The organism is Paenibacillus cellulositrophicus (assembly GCF_009363095.1).
Taxonomy (GTDB): Bacteria; Bacillota; Bacilli; order Paenibacillales; family Paenibacillaceae; genus Paenibacillus_AQ; species Paenibacillus_AQ favisporus.
The window spans coordinates 3,932,568-3,952,308 of record NZ_CP045295.1; the positions used below are offsets into that span (position 1 = coordinate 3,932,568).

A 19,741-nucleotide genomic window follows, 5' to 3' on the forward strand; every position below is an offset into this window, starting at 1 on the left:
GTTTTCCGCATACTAAATCGAAATGTTAGAGGGCCATATTGGGCCGAAATAACAGGCAGCATTTACGGCAAAACGCCGATCCTATGGATATATCTCTTTTGGGCAAAGGAGGGATGCTCATGCTCAAACGAATCTGGCCCTTCGGGCTGATTGTTCTTGTTCTCATTTTTGCGTATATTCTGGTCCGGTTCTTCCTCGCGTCCATGACCATTGGTGATTTGGTCGGACAGATCCGGCTTCAGCGGGCCGACGATCCGTCCGTTAAGCATGTCGTCCTGATCGCCCAGGAGCTCGACAACCCGTTCTGGCGGGAAATGGAGCAGGGGGCGGAGGAAGCGGCGGACAAGCTGGGGATGCGGATTGATTATACCGGCCCGATCCGCATCAATCCCGCCGAGCAGATGAGGCTGCTGGAAAGGGCGATCGCATCCGGACCCGACGGCATTCTCGTGCAGGGAATCGTGGATCCGGACTACGATGCGCTGATCCAAAGAGCCACAGGGCAAGGGATCCCGGTGATCACTGTGGATGCAGACGAACCAGGCAGCTCCCGCCTGGCTTATGTGGGAACCGACAACCTGGGAGCGGGAAAACGAATGGGCGAATTGGTGCTGAAGGAAGCGGCCGGCAAAGGGAAGATCGGCGTCATGATCGGAAGCGAACGGGCCGAAAATATGCAGCTGCGCCTTGCAGGATTTCGCTCGGTGATTTCAACGGCCCCGGGCTACGCTATTGTGGACGTCCGCGCGTCCAACATCTCGCGGATCGGGGCGGCCAAGCAGGCCGAAGCGATGCTGAAGCAGCATCCTGACATCCAGACGATCGTCGGCTTCAGTTCTCTTGACGCAGCCGGAATCGTCGAGGGCATCCAAGCTGCGGGCAGGACGGGAATCCGCGTATACGGCTTTGACGACCTGGCCATGACCCGGCAGGGGATCGAGCAGGGCGAAATCGCGGCGTCCATTGTGCAGTCGCCGAAAGAAATGGGGGCCCGGTCGATCGGCCTCTTGAACGAGCACTTTCACGGCAAGTCCTTTGCGGCCGAGCATTTTATCCCGACGAGCGCTTTGGACAAGGCGGCGCTGAAGCTGGAGGTGGCAGGCCCATGAACATGCGCCGGATGTTGCTCATTGTGATCCCCGCCTTGTTTGTCCTGACAAACGCGGTATCGTTTTTTATTTTTCAAAGCGGGCGAACCGTTCAGCAGAGCTATAATATGATGCTGGACCGGGTATTACTATACAAACAAATCGATGCGGAGACCCGCAGCAATTTAAGCGCCGTCAATGTGTATCTGACGGACCGGAGCGAGCGGAGCCGGCAAATCTACCAGGAGCATCAGAGTCAGCTCCGAAAACTGCAGGCGGAACTGAACGCCCAGGACGCCATTCCGACCACGGAGCTGAGCGTACGGAGCTACCGCAACCTGCTGGAGACGTTTCTTGCGCAGGAATCCGGCATCCTGCAGGCGTTAAGCGGCAAGACTCCGCTGGCGTACGCCAACTCCTATGCGGCGGCGGAGAAGACGGCCGGTTTCATCCAGGAAGAGGCGTACCGGCTGATCGACCAGGAGCTGAGCTATTATCAGCCCCTCTACCGGAGCATTCTGGCGCAGACCGACCGGATGAACCAATGGGGCGTCGCCTTGTTTATATTCAGCACGCTGATCAGCGTCCTGCTGGCTTACTGGATTTCCCTCCGCATTACCAGACCGATTCGGCAGCTGGCCCGGACAGCCCGGCAAATTTCAGACGGCAACCTGCAGGTGAAACCGCCGGTGATGAAGAGCCGCGACGAGTTTCGGATTCTGTCCGAGGCTTTCGTGCAGATGCAGGACAATTTGAAATCACTGATCCGCAAGGAAAAAGAAGGGCTGGAAAAGGACCGGCTCGTCAAGGAGCTGGAGCTTGAGGTGCTGCAAAACCAGATCAATCCTCACTTCCTGTTCAATTCCCTGAACGTGCTGTCCAAGCTGGCGCTGATCGAAGGGGCCGAGAAGACGAGCGATCTCACGGTCACGATGTCCAATCTGCTGCGTTACAATTTGCGCCAGTTGGACCGGCCGGTGCCGCTCCGCGATGAGGTGGAGCACGCGAAGGAGTATTTTACGATTCAGCAGGCCCGCTTTCGCGACCGCATCCGGTTCGTCACGGATATCGACGAGAAGGCTCTGGATGTACTCGTGCCGGTGCTCACGCTGCAGCCGCTGCTGGAGAACGTATTCGTGCACGGCATCGAAGGCATGGAAGAGGGGGCCGAAGTTCGGCTTGCAGTCTCTGCCCTGCCGGGCGGGACACAGATTGCCATTTCCGATAACGGGATCGGGATGAGCGAGGAAGTCCGGCGGTCGCTGCTGGATACTGACGCACCGCGGCTGGGGGATCAGGGAGGCGGTGAAGCCCGGCACCCCGCAGGGCACTCGACGGGCCTCGGAACCCGCAACGTGTTTAAGCGCCTGGAGCTGTTTTATGACAGGAAGGATTTGATTGACATTGTCAGCGAGCCCGGGAAGGGGACGACGGTCTTTTTGAACATCCCTGCCGAAACACGAAAGGAGGACGGCCATGTATCGTCTGCTGATCGCCGATGATGAAGCGCTGGAGCGGGAAGGTATCGAATGGATTGTGAACCGGATGATGCCGGATACGTTTGAAACGATCCATGCGGAGAACGGTCGGATGGCCATACAGAAGGCGGAAGAGCACCGCCCGCACATCGTCATGATGGACGTGAGAATGCCGGGTATTCAGGGGCTGGAGGCATTAAAAGAGATTAAAGCCCAAAATCCGCAGGCCAAAATGGTACTTATCACCGCTTATGAAAATTTTGAATATGCCAAGCAGGCGATAACCCTCGGCGTGCACGAGTATTTGGTCAAGCCGGCCAAAAGGGAGCAGATCGTTGCCGTGCTAAGCCGGCTGGTGCAGGAGCTGGAGGAGGAGCAGCATAAGCGCGATGAGGAGCTCGCGGTGCGCGAGCAGTTCTTTCAGCTGCTGCCGTTGGCCGAGACGGAAATCGCGCTGCATCTGATGTCGGGTCATGTCAATGAGACGGAGACAGGCCATCTTGCCGATATTTTGCAGCTCCCGGTCGACAAAGGCTGTTCTTTGGTGCTGGGACTGTCCGAAGTGGGGGACGCCAAGAAAAAGGTGTACGACGCCGTAAAAACGGCGGCGCACGCAGCCCCTAAAGACGGCTACGGCACGGTCGTCAGCTCGCTCATTCACAGCCATATGGCCCTGTTCCTGCTGGGAACGAGGCAGACTGGCGACTCGGCGTTAGCTGAAGGCGCCCGCGAGCTCGGCACACGGTTGGCTGATGTGCTGAGGGAACAGTGCGGGATGGCTGTCCCGGTCGGCATCGGAACCGTCCAGAATCGGGCGGAGGGAATCAAGCGGTCTTATTACGAGGCTGTTTTCGCCTCCAGGTATGATCAGGAAGGGGGCGGCATCTGCCGCTTTGAAGACCTGGTGCAGACTTCGGGCGCCGGCGGAACGCATGCAGAGAAGCTGATCAACGGATCCGGCGATGCCGGAGAGAGCGCCTATGTTGAATTGGCGATCCGCCAAATCCGTGAAGAACGTGAGCAGCGGACCACTAATATGCTGGACCGGGCGGTGCTGTATATCCGGGGCCGATTTCAGGAGGAGCTGTCGCTCGAGGATGTGGCGGAGCATGTCCACTTGAATCCTTACTATTTCAGCAAGGTATTCAAACAGCAGACCGGGGAAACCTTTATCGACTATGTGACCCGGCTGCGGATCGACAAAGCCAAGGAGCTGATGAAAGACGGCCGGTACAGCATGAAGGAGGTCTGTTACCAGGTGGGGTATAAGGATCCGAACTATTTCAGCCGGGTATTCAAAAAAGTGACGGGCCTCACGCCGTCCGACTACAGAGTGCAGCACCAATGAGAGACAAAAGTCCATGCCGAATGCGGGCATGGACTTATTTGTGATGTGAGCCGAATTTGTGCTAGTCCAGGCCTGCCAGGCGAATGACGGAGCGATTTTATGCTGATCTACCGCAAATAAGTGAAGGGAATCGAAAGCGGATGCAAAGGTCCCCCATGTTACAATGGATGTAGGCTTTTAGTGATGATTTCTTGGATTTCATCGATCCAAATAGATTGAATTAAAGGAGTTCTGTATTGACTTTAGTTCATTCTATCCAAATTAATGACATGGAAGGGATAATATATGAGCTCTATTACATTGGAACATAGCAGCGAGCAGGATAACCAGAAGATCAGCATGAAGTTCGTGACGCTGGTGTCCATCGTAGCTGCTTTAGGCGGTTTGCTGTTTGGTTTTGATACAGCCGTTGTATCGGGCGCCATCGGTTTCATGGAAAAGCGCTTTAACCTGAACGATTTCCAGACGGGCTGGGCGGTTTCCAGCTTGATCATCGGCTGTATCCCCGGAGCCCTGTTCTCCGGCATGCTGAGCGACAAGTTCGGCCGGAAAAAAGTCATCATTGCGGCAGCGCTTCTTTTTATCATCGGATCCATTGGCTCGGCCATACCGAATACGTTCAGCGGGTTTATCATCGCCCGGATGATCGGCGGCGTTGGCATCGGCATTACCTCCACCTTGTGTCCGCTGTATAATGCGGAGATCGCCCCGGCCAAATACCGCGGCCGCCTCGTCGCATTAAACCAACTGGCAACGGTTACAGGCATTTCGCTCGTATACTTCATCAATCTGTGGATCGCCGGCATGGGTGACGACGCTTGGGACGTGTCGAGTGCCTGGCGCTGGATGTTTGGCTTCGGCGTCATTCCAGGCGCACTGTTCCTTGTGCTGCTGTTCTTCGTGCCGGAAAGCCCAAGATGGCTGATCAAGCAAGGCCGGGCAGCCGCAGCGCTGCCGGTCCTGCTCAAAATTCACGGCGAAGAGCTGGCGAAGCAGGAAGTGCGGGATATCAAGGAGTCGTTTAGCCAGGAAAAAGGATCGTTCCGCCAGCTGTTCAGCCCGGGACTGCGCATGGCGCTGATCGTCGGTGTCGGACTGGCGATTCTGCAGCAGGTGACCGGCATCAATGCGGTCATGTATTATGCACCGGAGATCTTTAAAGAGACCGGTGCCGGCACGAACGCGGCGCTTATCCAAACGATCTTTGTCGGCGTGATCAACCTTCTGTTTACGATCCTGGCCGTTTGGCTGATCGATAAAGTGGGACGGAAAGCGCTGATGATGGTCGGATCAGCTGCCATGCTGATCTGTCTGGCCGTCATTGGAACGGCGTTCCAGACCGGACATACCTCCGGCCCGCTGGTCCTGATTTTTATTCTGATTTACGTAGCCGCCTTTGCAATCTCGCTCGGACCGGTGGTGTGGGTTCTCATTTCGGAGATCTTCCCGAACCGGGTCCGCGGTATCGCGACGGCCATTGCGTCGATGGCTTTGTGGATCGCCGATTACGTCGTATCCCAAGCCTTCCCGCCGATGCTGTCTTCGGCAGGTCCGGCGGCCACCTTCTGGATCTTCGGCGTCATGTCGCTGATTTGCCTCGTGTTTACTTGGCGCGCGGTACCGGAAACCAAAGGAAAGTCCCTGGAGGAAATGGAAGCCATGTGGGCGCAAGGAAAATAATACGCATAAAAAAAGGGAGTTCCCCGGGTCGATGAACCTGGGAAACTCCCCTTTTTTGTGTTGGATACAATCGGTATGGACTACCGACATCCACCGGTTTCAGTCGATGATCCGGGTTACAGAATCCGGCGCGCCGTGACGAACCGTTTTTTCCACTGACCGTCAAAGGCTTCGACGTGAACGCCAAGCTCTTTGGAGTACGTGTGCAGAATTTGATTATTGCCCATATAGATGCCAACATGGCCGATATCCAGCCCGCGGGCGCTGAAGAACAGCAGGTCCCCTTTGCGCAGATCGCTTAAGGACACTTCCTTGCCGGCCTTCGCCTGGTCGTAGGACACACGGGGCAGCTCGACCGAGAGTACATCCTCGTAAACCCGCTTGACAAAGGAAGAGCAGTCGAATGTCTTCGTTTGGTCTGGAGAAGCCCCGAATTCGTAAGGGGTCCCGAGGAACTTCTTACCGTAAGCGATCAGCTCGTCCGCCTGCATGTCGGCAAGCGAGGCGCTGGCATAATCGGTATATTTCGGCTTGGCCGATATGTATCCCGTTTGGTGGTTTTCCGTCTCCACTTCCAGCCAGAGGGCGTTCACCTCGCGGATGACATGCACCTTCTGTCCGGTGGCAAGCATGCCGAGTGACGTCGCATCGCTCGCTGAATCCGGCTTGCTCCGCAGGTTCACACCCCAGCGGATAGAAGTCTCAAGCGAAACCTTGGAAGTAATCCGCACCGTGTGCGCATCCGGCTGCCAAGCGACCTCGCTGCCCAGGGCTTCGCTCACAAAGCGCAGCGGCACGAGGGAATAACCGCCGGAGATTTGGCCGGGCACTGTCACTTCGAGGGCTTGTCCGTTTAGGTTCGCGGTATGCTCGCCGATCCGGTAGGTGAGCGTGGTGCCTCCCTTGGTGGCCTTCAGCGTCTTCGTGGCATTATCCCAGGCCAGCTTGGCCCCTTGGCGCTCAAACAGGCCGCGCATCGGCACGAGTACCGTGCCGCCGACATTCAGCGGCTGCACTTCGGTCCGCAGCTGCCGGCCGTCCAGATAGACGGCGATCGGCTTGGAGGACGCCGGATCGACATCCGCATAGACCGACGTGCCCGCGATCATGGCAGCGGCCAGGCCGGCAAGAACCGCCCCTTTTTTTCTCATCATGTTCTCATCACCTTGCTTCAACTGGATTAACGGTTCGTGGATGATGAACCGCATAGGAACAGGGACTCCCGACGGGTATCTTTACCAAGAAGTCCCTGTATAGTTGGACGAGAGGGAGGGCGATTGGTTTTGTTCTTCAGCATTGGTAAATATATGAAACGGAATCATTCGTTCGGAGCGAGCTGGTCCTCTGCCGCCTCGCTGGCGGGTGGCAACGTCATGCCCTTTTTCCAGATGAGGATATGATCCTCCGGGGTGCCCAAATAAACCGCTTGGATCCCAGCTCCGGTGCCGTCAGGGTCATGATTCGCTTTTTGCTCGTCGAGATTGATCCAGTAATACGTATTCGCCAGGCCGATATCGGCAAAAGCCTTCGATTTGATGACAGGGCGAAGGGGAGTCATATAAAAATTTCCGTTCTCATCGAGATGATAGCTGACTTGCTTCACGTTATAGCCATCGGTCATTTTGACGTGATACGCAATGGTTCCGTTTTTCATCAGGCCAACGTCGGTAACCTCGATGACTTTGGTGGGTACACTCCGGATATTCCAACCGGTTAATAACAGGTAGCCTCCGAACAGCAGCCCGCACACGACGGTAGCAATGGCTAGTCCTTTGATAAAAGCGACAGCCTTGGAGCGGTTCCAGTATGCGGCGATCCGGCGTAGACTGCTGGCCTGGGTTTGTTGTTCACGGGTGGCCTCCGGACCGAGCATCAGATTATCCTTCATTTTTTCTAATACAGACCGGCAATCCGGGCAAAGCTCAATATGGCCTTCGACCAGCTCTCGGGTATCCGGACTGCACACATCGTCGTGATACAACGGCAGCAAGTCTTGAATGACTTGGCATGATATAAAAGGTTTGTTCATTGTTCCTCCTCCTGATAGCGATCCTGAATTTTCTGTTTAGCCCGGTGAAAAGTCACTCGTGCCCAGCTCTCCGTCTTTCCGAATATGCTGCATATGTCCGCAAAGGGTAATTCGCCAAATACTCTTAGCGTAAATACTTCTTTATAGGGCTCCCCGAGTTCGTGCAAAATGCGGTGAATCCGCAGCGCTTCCGAATCCAGGATAACCTTGTGTTCCACATTCAGCTGGCTTACGGGATCTGTCTCCGGTTCAGCACGCGGATACCGTTTTTGCCCTTCCCAGTACGAGAAATATGTATTCTTCGCGATTTGGCATAGCCATACGCTGATCTTGCATGTCCCCTGAAAGGTGTCGATCCGTTTGAGCGCTTTATAGAACGTCTCTTGGGTGATCTCTTCGGCAATATGTTCATCCCGACTGAGCGAGAGTACAAACCGGTATACCTCTTGAAAATATTGATCGTAGATTTGTTGAAGATCCTCCAGGCGATTCACCTCCTTGTCAGTTATAAGACCCCGATCAACAGGATTCGTTACACGTTATACCAAAAAACGAAGGCGCCTTTGCCCAGTACATTCCTGCAACAGTAACCGTCTCCAATTCTCTGGAATTCGTAGACGATTCACAGCTTTTGTCGTAGAATGATTTTTATTACACAAGAAGTGAGGTTCGGAGAGATGAATGCTGTTGCAAAAGTAAGCAAGGTTGTCGGTGGCACGTTTTCGGTTTGGGTCATTCTGTTTGCTTGTCTGGGCTTTTTTTTACCTGATGTCTTTATCCCGTTAAAGGGCTACATTTCGATCTTTTTGGGAATCGTCATGTTCGGCATGGGGCTGACCTTATCCTCCGCCGACTTTCGCGAAGTTTTCCGCAGGCCGCTCGAAGTGCTAATCGGCGTGGTCGGCCATTTCATCATTATGCCGCTGCTGGCTTATGTTTTGGCGCTGGTGCTAAACCTGCCGCCGGATATCGCCGTAGGCGTTATCCTCGTCGGATGCTGCCCGAGCGGTACCTCGTCCAATGTGATGACGCTGCTCGCGAAAGGGGATGTTGCGCTGGGGGTATCCATCGCCTCCGTGTCTACCATTATCGCACCGCTGGCTACACCCGCGCTGATCAGCTTGCTGGCCGGTCGCTGGATGCCGGTCGATGCCGGTGCGCTCATCAAGGACATTCTGATGGTGGTCATTCTGCCGATCGTGCTCGGGGTTATCGTTAAGTCCTTGTTTAAAAAGCAGGCGGAAGCCAGCGCTCAGGCACTCCCGCTCGTCTCCACCCTGGCCATTGTGCTGATTGTGGCGATCGTCGTGGCCGGCAGCCGCACCAAAATCATCGAAAGCGGTTTGCTGATTTTTGCGGTCGTCATTCTTCACAACCTGCTCGGGTATGCCCTTGGCTATTTGTTTGCCAAGCTCTTCCGTATGAACCTGAGCAAACGCAAAGCGGTCTTGTTTGAGACCGGTATGCAGAATTCGGGCCTGGGGGCGACGCTCGCTGCGGCTCATTTCAACCCGGTCGCCGCCGTGCCGAGCGCGATATTCAGCGTGTGGCACAACATTTCCGGCTCGCTCCTTGCCACCTGGTTCGCCCGGCGCTATGAGCAGGCGGAGATGGGTAAGAATCGGTAAAACAATATTAGAACTTGCAGGAGGCTTGTCCATGTGACAAGCCTCTTTTTCCTTAGCAATCGGACAGGCGCCGCACCGGGAAGGACATACGCCATCGGCGGGCCGTGCTAGAGAAGCGTATGTTATAGCAGTAGAGACCTCTCGTAGATTGTAGATTGAAAGAAGGGATACGATGCGATCAAAGATGCGGTCACAGCAAAGGAAGATTCAGGAGCAGCTTGCGGCGTTTGCTTGGCTCCAGGCATGGGGGACCAACGTTGCGGCCATTGGCCAGACGAAAGTGCTCTCATCCCGCAAAAAGCAGCAGCAGGAAGGAGAGAAGCTGCAGATTATCGGTAATGCGATGCAGGCGATTGCCAATGCCGCACAGGCAGAACTAACCGCCAGATTGAGAAGCTCTGCATCGAGCAAGGAAGTGAACGACATGATGGTCGCCGGCAACCTGCTGCAGTCCCTGGGGAACTCGCTGGAGGTGATTGCAGGGGATGGGTCCTAACCGACGGGGCAAGGATAAGGATAACAAGCGGGGGAGCCACTTCCGAGAACGTTCGGGATCAGGTATGCACAGCAGGCGAACATATCCCCGCGTTCCGGCATAACTGGAGGGATGATATTGCTGTTATCGAGCGCCTTGAGCACGTTCCGACGCGCCATTCGGTCACTGCCGGCAGACGGGCGGCTCACCCGGGAGGACCTTCTGATTCCGGAACTGCGTCTATCGGCAGACGGCCTTGTAGAGACATTTTACGCTCCGCATAATGAATATGTTCATTCATCCGCGAGCCTATTTATCGTGGGCTTGACCCCGGGCTTTACACAGATGAGAATCGCTTATGAAGCGGCGCGTCATGCCATGGATCAAGGATTGGGCGATGAGGCGGTGTGCCGGAAGGCGAAGGAGGCGGCCAGCTTTGCCGGCAGTCTGCGCGCGAACCTGATCTCCATGCTGGACGAGCTGGGGATGCCGGAGTGTTTGGGGATCCGCACGAGTGAGGCTTTATTTGGCACGGAGCGGGAGCTGCTGCATACCAGTTCGGTGCTCCGCTATCCCGTCTTCGTCAACCGGGCCAATTACAACGGCAGCCGCCCGAGTCTGCTGGGGACTCCAAGTCTAAGGGACACGGCGCTGGCCAGCATCACCGAAGAGCTGAGCGTTTTTCCAGATCGCCCCTTCATCATTCCGCTTGGAATAGCCGTGGAAGGCATCCTCCGGCTTCTGGCCGAGCAGGGAGTGCTGGACGCCGGGCAGTGCCTATGGGGCTTCCCCCACCCTTCGGGGGCAAACGGCCATCGGCACAAACAGTTTGCCGCACGGAAAGCGGAGATGAAAAAGAGCCTGCGCCGTTACTTCTCTTGATTGTTTGGCGGGCCTTCCCGTGTTATCGTTAGGATGGGCTTAAGGAATCCAAAAGTTTCTAGACCATCTTGATGGAGGTGTCTTTTTATGAAAGCGCTATTTATTGGAGGAACGGGAACGATCAGTACCGCCATTACGAAGCAGCTGCTGGCGCAGGGCTGCGAGCTGTACCTGCTGAACCGTGGACACCGGAATGATGCCCTGCCGGAAGGGGCTCATATTATCCAGGCCGATATTCACGACGAGGAGCATGTGGCCGGCCTGATCGCCGATCTCCAGTTTGACGTCGTGGCTGATTTTATCGCCTTCGTGCCGGAGCATTTGGAGCGGGATTACCGCCTGTTCAAGGACCATACGAAGCAGTTTATGTTCATCAGCTCGGCTTCGGCATACCAGTCGCCTTTATCCGATTACCTCATCACCGAAGGAACTCCGCTATCCAATCCATACTGGGAGTATTCCCGGAACAAGATCGCCTGCGAGGATTACCTGATGAAGCAGTACCGCGAGCAGGGCTTTCCGGTCACCATCGTAAGGCCAAGCCATACGTACGACGAGCGCTCGATACCGCTTGGCGTACACGGAAGCAAGGGCAGCTGGCAGGTGGCGAAACGGATGCTGGAGAACAAGCCCGTCATTATTCACGGAGACGGTACGTCGCTGTGGACGATGACACATAACCGGGATTTTGCCAAAGGCTTTATCGGCCTGATGGGCAACATCCATGCAATCGGCGAGTCCGTGCACATTACATCGGATGAATCGGTCACCTGGAACCAGATTTACGAGATCATCGCCGACGCTCTGGGCGTGAAGCTGAATGCAGTTCATGTCGCATCCGAGTTCCTCGATGCCTGCAGCAAAGAGGACTTCAGGGGCAGCCTGCTGGGAGACAAAGCCAATACGGTTGTCTTTAACAATGCCAAATTGAAGCGTCTCGTTCCCGATTTTGTGGCGACCACACGGGTGGATCAGGGCATTAAGGAGACGGTGCAGTATATTCTGGCCCATCCGGAGCACCAGACCGAAGATCCTGAGTTCGACAGCTGGTGCGATAAGGTGGTTCAAGCCCTGCAGGAAGCGGCTGAGCGGATTAAAGGGTAAGGCAGGAAGCGGCTGAGCGGATTAAAGGGTAAGGCAGGAAGCAGCAGACTTGCCGAGAATATATACTTCGTTTATAAAAAGGTGCCTGGAGACAGGTGCCTTTTTCGCTTGCATTGAAAGGACCATGTCTTCATGATCCTGAGATCATACGGCCGTTTCACATCATTATTTATCCGTATAAAATACCAGGGAGTGCAGCACGTCCATCGCATGAACGATCTCCTGCAGATCCTTCTCGGAAGCGTCCTGCAGCCGGGTGAGGAACCGCGCGCCGATGTGGCCGAAGGCTTCTTGCATGACACGCTCCCCTTCGCCGGACAGGCGGACATACTGTTTGCGCCGGTCACTGGGGTCATCGTATTTTTCACATAACTGCTTGTCGCACAGCTTCTTGATTTCCCGGCTCGTATTCGGCATGGACATCTGCTGGCAGTCACTGATTTGGCTCAAGGTTACCGGCTGGCTTACGGCGATGTATTCGAGCATGCTGTACTGTACCGGCGTAATACCCTCGGGTTTGATGCCTTGAGTCATTTCGTGCTTGACCTGATGTACGGCTGCCGTAAAAGCAATCAACTGGTCAAAAAGCTTATTTTCATCCATGATGTCACCACCTCTTCCTCACGAACATATCAAAATTATTATCAATAAACAATTATCATTTGACAACTAAATTGCCGGCGTGGTAGGATTTTGTTATCAAATGATAAGTAAATGGGGTGGCACGATGAAGGTACTGGTCATTTACACGCATCCGAATCATCAAAGCTTAAGTTACTCGTTTCTGCAGAAAGTATTGGAAGGCAGCCGTGAGAATCCGGCGGTTTCGCAAATTCGAACGCTCGACCTCTATGAAGAGGGCTTTAATCCGGTTCTGATCTTCAATGAGACCAAACGGAGACGGGATATGCACAAGGACCCAGCATTGGAGAAGTATCGGGAGATGCTGCTGTGGGCGGATAAAATCGTCCTGGTCTACCCGATTTGGTGGGGCCGGCCGCCGGCCATGCTGCTCGGATTCATCGACCAGATGTTTGCTTCGGGCTTCGCTTACAGGGACAAGGGCGGGTTGCTGCCGGAAGGGCTGCTGAAGGGCAGATCGGTCGTATGCATCTCCTCCATGAAGGGGCCGGCGCTATATCCCCTGTTGTGGCTGAATAACGCACACAAAGTGCTGATGCGGAAGGCGCTGTTCCGGTTCGTGGGCATCAAGCGGGTTAAATTTTTTGAGTTCGGAAATATGGAAAGTCCCAAGGGCAAGCATGAGGCGAAGCTGGACCGGGTGTATCGGTATTTTAGAACCGTTGCGCGTTGACCGGGGATGAAGCAGGAAGGCGAATGGGGATTTTTGCGGGAAGGCTTGAAATGGACCCCAAAATAGTTCAATATAAAGATATACGTAATTAAGAAAAATTGGGCCGCTGCGGCGGTCGGTTACAGTATACCAATCTATTGAACTAGGGGGATTCCCATGGAAATAGGCATCAGTACCTTTGTGGAAACGACACCGGACGTAGAGACGGGTGAGGTCATCAGCCACGCGCAGCGTCTGCGCGAAGTAGTTGAGGAAATTGTGCTTGCCGATCAGGTGGGGCTGGACGTATTCGGAGTAGGCGAGCATCACCGGAAGGACTATGCCGCGTCCTCGCCGGCGCTCGTGCTGGCGGCGGCTGCGCCGCAGACCCGGCGAATCCGGCTCAGCAGTGCGGTCACGGTGCTGTCATCGGCCGACCCGGTGCGGGTCTTTCAGGATTTTGCCACGGTCGACGGGATTTCGAACGGACGCGCTGAAATTATGGCGGGCCGGGGGTCCTTTATCGAATCGTTCCCGCTGTTCGGATACGATCTGAACGATTACGACGAGTTGTTTGACGAGAAGCTGGAGCTGCTGCTCAAAATCCGGTCCTCGGAAAAGGTGACCTGGGAGGGCCGCCACCGCCCAGCGATTCACAACCTGGGCGTGTATCCGCGCCCGGTTCAGGATCCGTTGCCCGTCTGGATCGGCAGCGGAGGCAACCAGGAGTCGGTCATCCGTGCCGGCCTCCTGGGCCTGCCGCTGGTGCTGGCCATTATCGGAGGCAGACCGACGCAGTTTGCGCCGCTGGTGGAGCTGTACAAGCGGGCGGCTGCCCACGCGGGCCACGACGTGTCGAAGCTGGCGGTGGGCTCCCATTCGCACGGCTTTATCGCCGAGGAGACGGAGAAGGCCGCCGACCTGTTCTTCCCCTCCACCCAGTACAGCATGAATGTGCTGGGACGGGAGCGGGGCTGGGGCCATTATGACCGCAACAGCTTCGACAACGCCCGCAGCTTCGAAGGCGCCCTGTACGTCGGCGATCCGGAGACGGTCGCCCGGAAGATCATCCATCTCCGCAAAAACGTGGGCGTTACGCGCTTTATGCTGCACGTGCCGGTCGGCTCCATGCCGCACCATCTCGTGATGCGCGCCATTGAGCTGCTCGGAACCGAGGTGGCGCCGCTCGTTCGCGAGGAGATTGCGAAATGGGAAGCCGCGGGAGAGCCGAAGGAGTAAGGCCTGCAGCCGGGGGCTCGCGGGTATGCGAGCAGCGGAAGGAATCACGTGGCTGGCGAACCGGGCACCAGGCAATTGTGCTCAGGCGTGATAGCAAGCCGCGGGCACGCAGGCGTCTAGAGTAAATGGCTTAACGTAGCGCTTCAGTGCCACCAGCTACTGCATGCCCACACATTACAATAATCATAAAAAAGAGGGGGTTTTGTCCCCCTCTTTTTTTATGCTCAGGCTGAGGCTGCCAGCCACACGTCCCCTTACGCTACGCCCGGAATCGTGATGGTGACCGTCGTTCCTTCGCCTTCAACGCTTTCAAAACGGATCGCCCCCTGGTGATTCTCGATGATTTTGTAGCTGACCATCAAGCCGAGGCCCGTTCCCTTATCCTTCGTCGAATAGAACGGCTCGCCCAGCTTCGCCAGCTTGCTCTCTGGAATGCCGGAGCCGTTGTCGGCAAACCGCACGATGATGTTGTGGTTGTCGCTCAGGCTGGCCTGGATGTTCACCTCGCCGCCGCGCGGCATCGCTTCAATCGCATTTTTCAGCACATTGATGAATACCTGCTTGAGCTGGTTCTCGACGCAGACCACCCTCATGCCCGGCTTCAGGTCGATGTTCATCTCTACGTTGTTCATGTTGGCCTGCGATTCCAGCAGCATGATGACGTCATGCAGGATGGGCTCCAGGTCCATTCGGACAAAATCGACCGCCTGCGGCTTCGCCAGCACCAACAGCTCGCTGACGATCTGCTCGATGCGGTTCAGCTCGTTCAGCATGATCCCTATATAGGAGTCGTTACCCGTCCCCTTGTTGGACATCAGCTTCGTGAACCCCTTCAGCGCGGTCAGCGGATTGCGGATTTCGTGGGCGATGCCTGCAGCCAGCTGGCCGACGGCCGACAGCATTTCGGTCTTGCGGAGCATCTCCTCCGCCTGCTTGCGCTCACTGATATCCTCGGACAGTTTGACGAAGTGGATGATCTCGCCCTTCTTGTTTTTAATCGGAATGAGCTTCACCGATTCCCAGTACAATTCCCCGTTCTTCTTGGTGCTGTTCAGCTCGCCTTTCCAGATACCGCAGTTTTTGGCCGTTTCCATGATCAGATCGACCGTGGGACTTCCCTCAGACGTCTTGCAAAAAGCCTTCAGACTGTTTCCCCGCGACTCGGAAAGGCTGAACCCAGTAATCTCGGTAAACTTCGGATTCACGTACTCAATTGACCCGCTAACGTCGGTAATGACGGTTATGCTCGGGCTTTGCTCGACGGCGTAGCTGAGCTTGGTCAGCTCTTCATTTACCGCCTTGAGATCTGTGATGTTCACGAACGTCAGCACGACCCCGCTGATGAAATTCTGCTCCGTACGGTACGGCAGGATGCGCATGCTGTACCAGGTGCCGTCCTGGCTTTGGATCTCCTTCTCAAAAGGAACGAGCGTTTGCAGCACCTGCTTCGCATCGGCCACCAGCGTATCGTATTTAAAATGGTGGGAGATGTGCTCGATCGGCCTGCCGTAATCGACCTCCAGCAGATTGATCTCCTTCGTGATGGCCGGAGTAAAGCGGCGGATGCACATCCGTTTGTCCAGAAAAATGGTGCCGATGCGCGTGCTGACCAGAAAATTGTTCATGTCGTTGTTCACGTCGGTGAGCTCCTGGATTTTAAACTGGTATTCGGTGTTGACGGTCACCAGCTCCTCATTCACCGACTGCAGCTCTTCGTTGGCGCTCTGCAGCTCCTCGTTCGCGGCCACAAGCTCTTCGTTCGTCGCCTGCAGCTCCTCGTTGGACGTCTCGAGCTCCTCAACGGTGGCTTGAAGGGATTCCTCCGCCATTAGGAGCGCCTGCTCCAGCTCAATGATCCGGGAGCTGACGTTGCGGTCGATTTCGAACGGCTCCAGGACCATTTGCGCCGCGGCCTCCGGCTCCTCGGGGTCCATGAACAGGATGAGCACGTATTTATCGAACGTTTTATTCTTTAGCGAAAACGGCCGAATGTGCAGGTCCACTACCGTTTCGCCGGCGTTGGTAGCGATGCCGAGCGAGTGATAGACGACGCCCCGCCGCTCCTGCCGGACCTTCTGGACGGCGGCCGATACCGCGACGGATACGTTTGGGTCGATCATTTTGTACAAATTCCAGCTGGGCTTGCCTTGGGCAAGCATGAGATAATCGTTGATCGCTCCATTCAGGTGAATGACATCGTTGTTCTGGTCCACGATCATGCCGGGCGGAATATGCTCCTCGACCAGCGCCCCCTGCAGATCGTCCAGACGTTTAGGCGTTGCCGGGTCGCGGACAGCAGCCTGAGGGGGCGTAGTTTTGCGGTAGGACTGGGTCTGCGAAATCCGCCCTTCGAGTGAAAACAGCCGCGATTCCGTTTCGGCTTTTCCGTTCTTGTGCGAGAAAATGTTCCAGCGCCGGTCCACAAAATCGAACTGCCCCGCAAAGCGCCCGATCGTTTCGCTAGGCCCAAGGAACAGGAAGCCTTCCGGATTCAGCGCAAAATGAAACAGGGACAGCACCTTCTGCTGCATTTCCGGCTGCAGGTAAATCAGCATGTTCCGGCAGGTGATCAGGTCGAGATTCCGGAACGGGGGGTCCTTGATGATGTTCTGCGGAGCGAATACAACCATCTTGCGGATGTCTTTGCTCACCTGGAACATATCGTCGTCCTTAATAAAGAAGCGCTCCTGATCCTCTTCCGAAAGATGGCTGATGTTGCTCTGCGTATAGATGCCCTGGCTGGCGTATTCAATCGATTCCTTGTCCAGATCGGTGGCGAAAATTTTAATCAGATAGGGCTCATCCAGCGTATCCGCATATTTGCGCAGCAGCATCGCGATCGAGTAGGCTTCCTCCCCCGTCGAGCATCCTGCCACCCACACGCGGATTTCCTTGGAGAGGCTTTTGCGCTCGAAAATCTCCGGGAGCACTTTATCATAAATGGTCTGGAACGCTTCGGGATCCCTGAAAAAATTGGTGACGCCGATCAAAAGATCCTTCCGCAGCGCCTGCAATTCCTCGCGGTGTTCCTCCAGATAGGTCATGTAAGCCGCCATGGATGGGGCGTTATGAATGGCCATCCGCCGCTCGATCCGCCGCAGCACGCTGTTTCGTTTGTAATAGGTAAAATCCACGCCGCAGTCCTGGCGGATTTTCTCGAAAATGAGCTGAATGTATTGCTCGGTCGTAATGGTTTCCCGGACCGTTGTCATGCTCTCGTACTCTGCGCCATGCGCGTGCTGCATCAGCCTTTCGGTCATTTCTTTCGGGGCCAGCACGACGTCGGCGTTACCGGACAGCCTCGCGCTGCTGGGCATTCCGTCAAATTTAGCCGATTGACTGTCTTGAACAATGACGAGTCCCCCGGCTTCCTTAATGTCATGTATTCCCCGTGAACCGTCGGTGCCGGTCCCGGACATAATCACGGCTACGGCTTTGGTGCCGTAGGCCATGGCAAGTGAGCGGAAAAACATATCGATCGGCAGGTGCAGGGCTGCAGGCGGAGTAGAATCGGTCAGCTGCAGACGCCCTTCCATAACGGTGAGGATTTTACGTGGAGGGGTCAAATAAATATGATTCGCGTTGATTTTCATGCCGTGCTTGGCTTCGCGAATGGGCATGGAAGTGTATTTGCGCAAAATCTCGTCCATCAGGCTTTTGTAATCCGGAGAAAGGTGCTGAACGACAATGAAGGCCATCCCCGTGTCTGTCGGCATTTGGTCAAAGAAAGTCTCCAATGCTTCCAGCCCGCCGGCTGATGCACCCAGACCCACCACAAAGCTGGGGTCCAATTTCTGTGTATCCTTATTGACGAGCGTCAGTTCTTGTGTCGATACCGGTGCTGCAGCTTGCAGTTCATTACGTCCATTCCCGTTCATCCGCGTCTACCCCTTCCGTTATCATTCTTGAAAAGCAATCAATCTTGATCTGCCTCAAGCCGATTTATCGCATCGGTCAGGTACTGGCCGAAGGCCCGTTTGGTGGGCTCGTCCAATTCATCCACTGTGGAAAGAGATTGCTTAAGGTATCGGAAGTTATCCGTCAGCGTACGCGTTTCCATGCCGTAAGTGTTCAGAATACCATTCAGCCAAACGGCATAATCGCTAAATACCCGTGAATCACCAAGTTCGAGTGCCGTTTCCAGATGACGCATGTGATGCGCATTATCATCTTTGCATTTCTGCACTCCTTTCTCGCCGTACCGGTTCATGAGTGAAGGGTCGGCTTCGTAAATCAGCTGCGTCACCCGATCGATCAATCGTTCGTAAGTGCCGGCTTGTTTCATTGGGCGACCACCTTGTATTTGCTGACCTGTGGGATGATCGCTGCCAGCTCCTGATCCGGGTACTGCTTCTCCAGCTCATGGACCCGCTTGAAATCTTCCCCCCTGGCCCAGCGGAGGTAGTCCTCCTTGGTTTCCCAAGTGATTTGTACCGTCAGCTCATGAGGCTTGCGTTCATTCTGCAGCAGCATGAAAGAGTGAAAGCCTGGGGCCCGATCCACCAACTTGGATCTGTGGTTGTAAATATGGATAACTTCGTCGGCCTTATCGGCGGGGACAACGACAGTTGAGTGAACGATATACATGCATGTTCCTCCTTGCCTCTCAGATGAGGGCTAATTATATTATAATAAAGATCATGGGTATAATCTCCCAAAGTTTTCAAGTCTTTCATTTTTTATTTGTGTTCATCGTAGAGGAACAGGCCCAAGGTCGTCAAATTCGACAAAACCTGTGTTGAATCTACATTTCCTTCTGTTCGTATGGATGATAGTATATAAGACTGATATATAAATTGTTATCTATAACCGACGGAAAAGGAGGCTGCCGCTGCATGAATATGGGCATGGAACAGCTCGCTGAACAATTGATTGGCGGAAAGACAGAAGAATGCTGGGACAGCCTTGTGGAGCAAGTTGAGTCCGGCAGGAACAGCCTGTATATCTACGAGCAGTGGCTGGCGCCGGCCATGCGATACGTCGGTTCGTTGTGGGAGCAAAATTTAATAACGGTGGCTGATGAGCATCTGGCCTCAGGCGTCTGCGAAATATTGATGACCCGGTATGCCGCACTAGTGAAGCCGGAACAGCCCAATGGAAGAAGAGGCATGTTTCTGTGTGTAGAAGAAGAAGCGCATTATTTCGGTCTGAAAATGGTATCGGCCCTCTTCGAAGAGCGCGGGTTCGCCACCCGGTTTTACGGTCCGAATCTGCCCCTGAAGGACGCCCTTCTTGGTGCCATGCACTGGAAGCCCGATGTGATCGGCCTTTCGGTCTCTATCGTGTATCATTTACCCAAGTTAAAGCAGTATGTTAACGCGCTCGGGAGCCTGCCTGGCAGTCCTGCGGTCATTATTGGGGGCCGCGTGATCGAACCGTACGGAATTGATCAGGGCTTGGCCGATCAGGCAGTGTTTGTGCCAACGTTACTCGAATTAAACGATTGGATCGATTCCTATTTATTCGCTGATGCGACGCAGCAGATCGTGAGGTAAT

General features: G+C 55.0%; 18 protein-coding genes. 11 read left to right on the forward strand and 7 right to left on the reverse strand.

The window, feature by feature from the left end:
* Window positions 1-119: 119 nt before the first annotated feature.
* The 4 genes from GCU45_RS17615 (at window position 120) to GCU45_RS17630 (ending at window position 5,594) form a co-directional block, all read left to right on the forward strand.
* Entirely contained in the window at window positions 120-1,109 is a 990-nt protein-coding gene (locus GCU45_RS17615; RefSeq protein WP_152399798.1) for a sugar-binding protein, read from the forward strand.
* A complete protein-coding gene (locus tag GCU45_RS17620; RefSeq protein WP_152399799.1) occupies window positions 1,106-2,590 on the forward strand; it encodes a sensor histidine kinase in 1,485 nt (494 codons plus the stop codon). Before GCU45_RS17615 ends, GCU45_RS17620 begins: the two co-directional genes overlap by 4 nt.
* Window positions 2,565-3,914, forward strand: a complete 1,350-nt coding sequence (locus GCU45_RS17625) for an AraC family transcriptional regulator (RefSeq protein ID WP_152399800.1) — start codon at window positions 2,565-2,567, stop codon at window positions 3,912-3,914. Before GCU45_RS17620 ends, GCU45_RS17625 begins: the two co-directional genes overlap by 26 nt.
* Window positions 3,915-4,199: 285 nt before the next feature.
* The gene (locus GCU45_RS17630; protein WP_152399801.1) at window positions 4,200-5,594 is read left to right on the forward strand and encodes a sugar porter family MFS transporter; all 1,395 of its coding nucleotides are present in this window, start codon (window positions 4,200-4,202) and stop codon (window positions 5,592-5,594) included.
* 116 nt (window positions 5,595-5,710) lie between these two features.
* Here the strand turns inward: GCU45_RS17630 and GCU45_RS17635 are convergent, their stop codons facing one another.
* The 3 genes from GCU45_RS17635 to GCU45_RS17645 all read right to left on the reverse strand — a co-directional run bounded on the left by GCU45_RS17635 (window position 5,711) and on the right by GCU45_RS17645 (window position 8,117).
* The gene (locus GCU45_RS17635; protein ID WP_152399802.1) at window positions 5,711-6,748 is read right to left on the reverse strand and encodes a C40 family peptidase; all 1,038 of its coding nucleotides are present in this window, start codon (window positions 6,746-6,748) and stop codon (window positions 5,711-5,713) included.
* 164 nt (window positions 6,749-6,912) lie between these two features.
* Window positions 6,913-7,623, reverse strand: coding sequence for a zf-HC2 domain-containing protein (locus tag GCU45_RS17640; protein ID WP_152399803.1), 711 nt, complete (start codon window positions 7,621-7,623; stop codon window positions 6,913-6,915).
* Entirely contained in the window at window positions 7,620-8,117 is a 498-nt protein-coding gene (locus GCU45_RS17645) for an RNA polymerase sigma factor (RefSeq protein ID WP_280117393.1), read from the reverse strand. The genes GCU45_RS17640 and GCU45_RS17645 overlap by 4 nt, the downstream gene beginning before the upstream one ends.
* 183 nt (window positions 8,118-8,300) lie before the next feature.
* Here GCU45_RS17645 and GCU45_RS17650 point away from each other — a divergent pair, with 183 nt between their 5' ends.
* The 4 genes from GCU45_RS17650 (at window position 8,301) to GCU45_RS17665 (ending at window position 11,712) form a co-directional block, all read left to right on the forward strand.
* Window positions 8,301-9,251, forward strand: a complete 951-nt coding sequence (locus GCU45_RS17650; RefSeq protein ID WP_089549556.1) for a bile acid:sodium symporter family protein — start codon at window positions 8,301-8,303, stop codon at window positions 9,249-9,251.
* Between the two features lie 172 nt (window positions 9,252-9,423).
* Window positions 9,424-9,747 (forward strand): DUF6944 family repetitive protein, encoded by a 324-nt coding sequence (locus GCU45_RS17655; RefSeq protein WP_244364128.1) that lies wholly within the window; start codon window positions 9,424-9,426, stop codon window positions 9,745-9,747.
* 117 nt (window positions 9,748-9,864) lie between these two features.
* Window positions 9,865-10,608: a hypothetical protein gene (locus GCU45_RS17660; RefSeq protein ID WP_152399804.1), complete on the forward strand. Its 744-nt coding sequence runs from the start codon at window positions 9,865-9,867 to the stop codon at window positions 10,606-10,608.
* A gap of 87 nt (window positions 10,609-10,695) precedes the next feature.
* Window positions 10,696-11,712: an SDR family oxidoreductase gene (locus tag GCU45_RS17665; protein WP_152399805.1), complete on the forward strand. Its 1,017-nt coding sequence runs from the start codon at window positions 10,696-10,698 to the stop codon at window positions 11,710-11,712.
* Window positions 11,713-11,877: 165 nt separating this feature from the next.
* On the opposite strand, the gene GCU45_RS17670 is transcribed toward GCU45_RS17665, so the two are convergent.
* Window positions 11,878-12,315: a MarR family winged helix-turn-helix transcriptional regulator gene (locus GCU45_RS17670; RefSeq protein WP_152399806.1), complete on the reverse strand. Its 438-nt coding sequence runs from the start codon at window positions 12,313-12,315 to the stop codon at window positions 11,878-11,880.
* 124 nt (window positions 12,316-12,439) lie between these two features.
* On the opposite strand from GCU45_RS17670, the gene GCU45_RS17675 reads away from it, so the two are divergent.
* Together GCU45_RS17675 and GCU45_RS17680 are read left to right on the forward strand one after the other, a co-directional pair.
* Entirely contained in the window at window positions 12,440-13,027 is a 588-nt protein-coding gene (locus GCU45_RS17675) for an NAD(P)H-dependent oxidoreductase (protein ID WP_116233299.1), read from the forward strand.
* A 156-nt stretch (window positions 13,028-13,183) separates the two neighbouring features.
* The gene (locus tag GCU45_RS17680) at window positions 13,184-14,245 is read left to right on the forward strand and encodes an LLM class flavin-dependent oxidoreductase (RefSeq protein WP_152399807.1); all 1,062 of its coding nucleotides are present in this window, start codon (window positions 13,184-13,186) and stop codon (window positions 14,243-14,245) included.
* 254 nt (window positions 14,246-14,499) lie between these two features.
* Here the strand turns inward: GCU45_RS17680 and GCU45_RS17685 are convergent, their stop codons facing one another.
* The 3 genes from GCU45_RS17685 to GCU45_RS17695 are packed head-to-tail and all read right to left on the reverse strand — an operon-like array spanning window position 14,500 to window position 18,832.
* Entirely contained in the window at window positions 14,500-18,123 is a 3,624-nt protein-coding gene (locus GCU45_RS17685) for a CheR family methyltransferase (RefSeq protein ID WP_152399808.1), read from the reverse strand.
* A 38-nt stretch (window positions 18,124-18,161) separates the two neighbouring features.
* On the reverse strand, window positions 18,162-18,530 hold the full coding sequence (locus tag GCU45_RS17690; RefSeq protein WP_152399809.1) for a globin family protein: 369 nt from the start codon (window positions 18,528-18,530) through the stop codon (window positions 18,162-18,164).
* Window positions 18,527-18,832, reverse strand: a complete 306-nt coding sequence (locus GCU45_RS17695) for an antibiotic biosynthesis monooxygenase family protein (RefSeq protein WP_076172210.1) — start codon at window positions 18,830-18,832, stop codon at window positions 18,527-18,529. Before GCU45_RS17695 ends, GCU45_RS17690 begins: the two co-directional genes overlap by 4 nt.
* Window positions 18,833-19,080: 248 nt before the next feature.
* Here GCU45_RS17695 and GCU45_RS17700 point away from each other — a divergent pair, with 248 nt between their 5' ends.
* On the forward strand, window positions 19,081-19,740 hold the full coding sequence (locus GCU45_RS17700) for a cobalamin B12-binding domain-containing protein (RefSeq protein ID WP_152399810.1): 660 nt from the start codon (window positions 19,081-19,083) through the stop codon (window positions 19,738-19,740).
* The last annotated feature ends 1 nt before the right edge of the window (window position 19,741 follow it).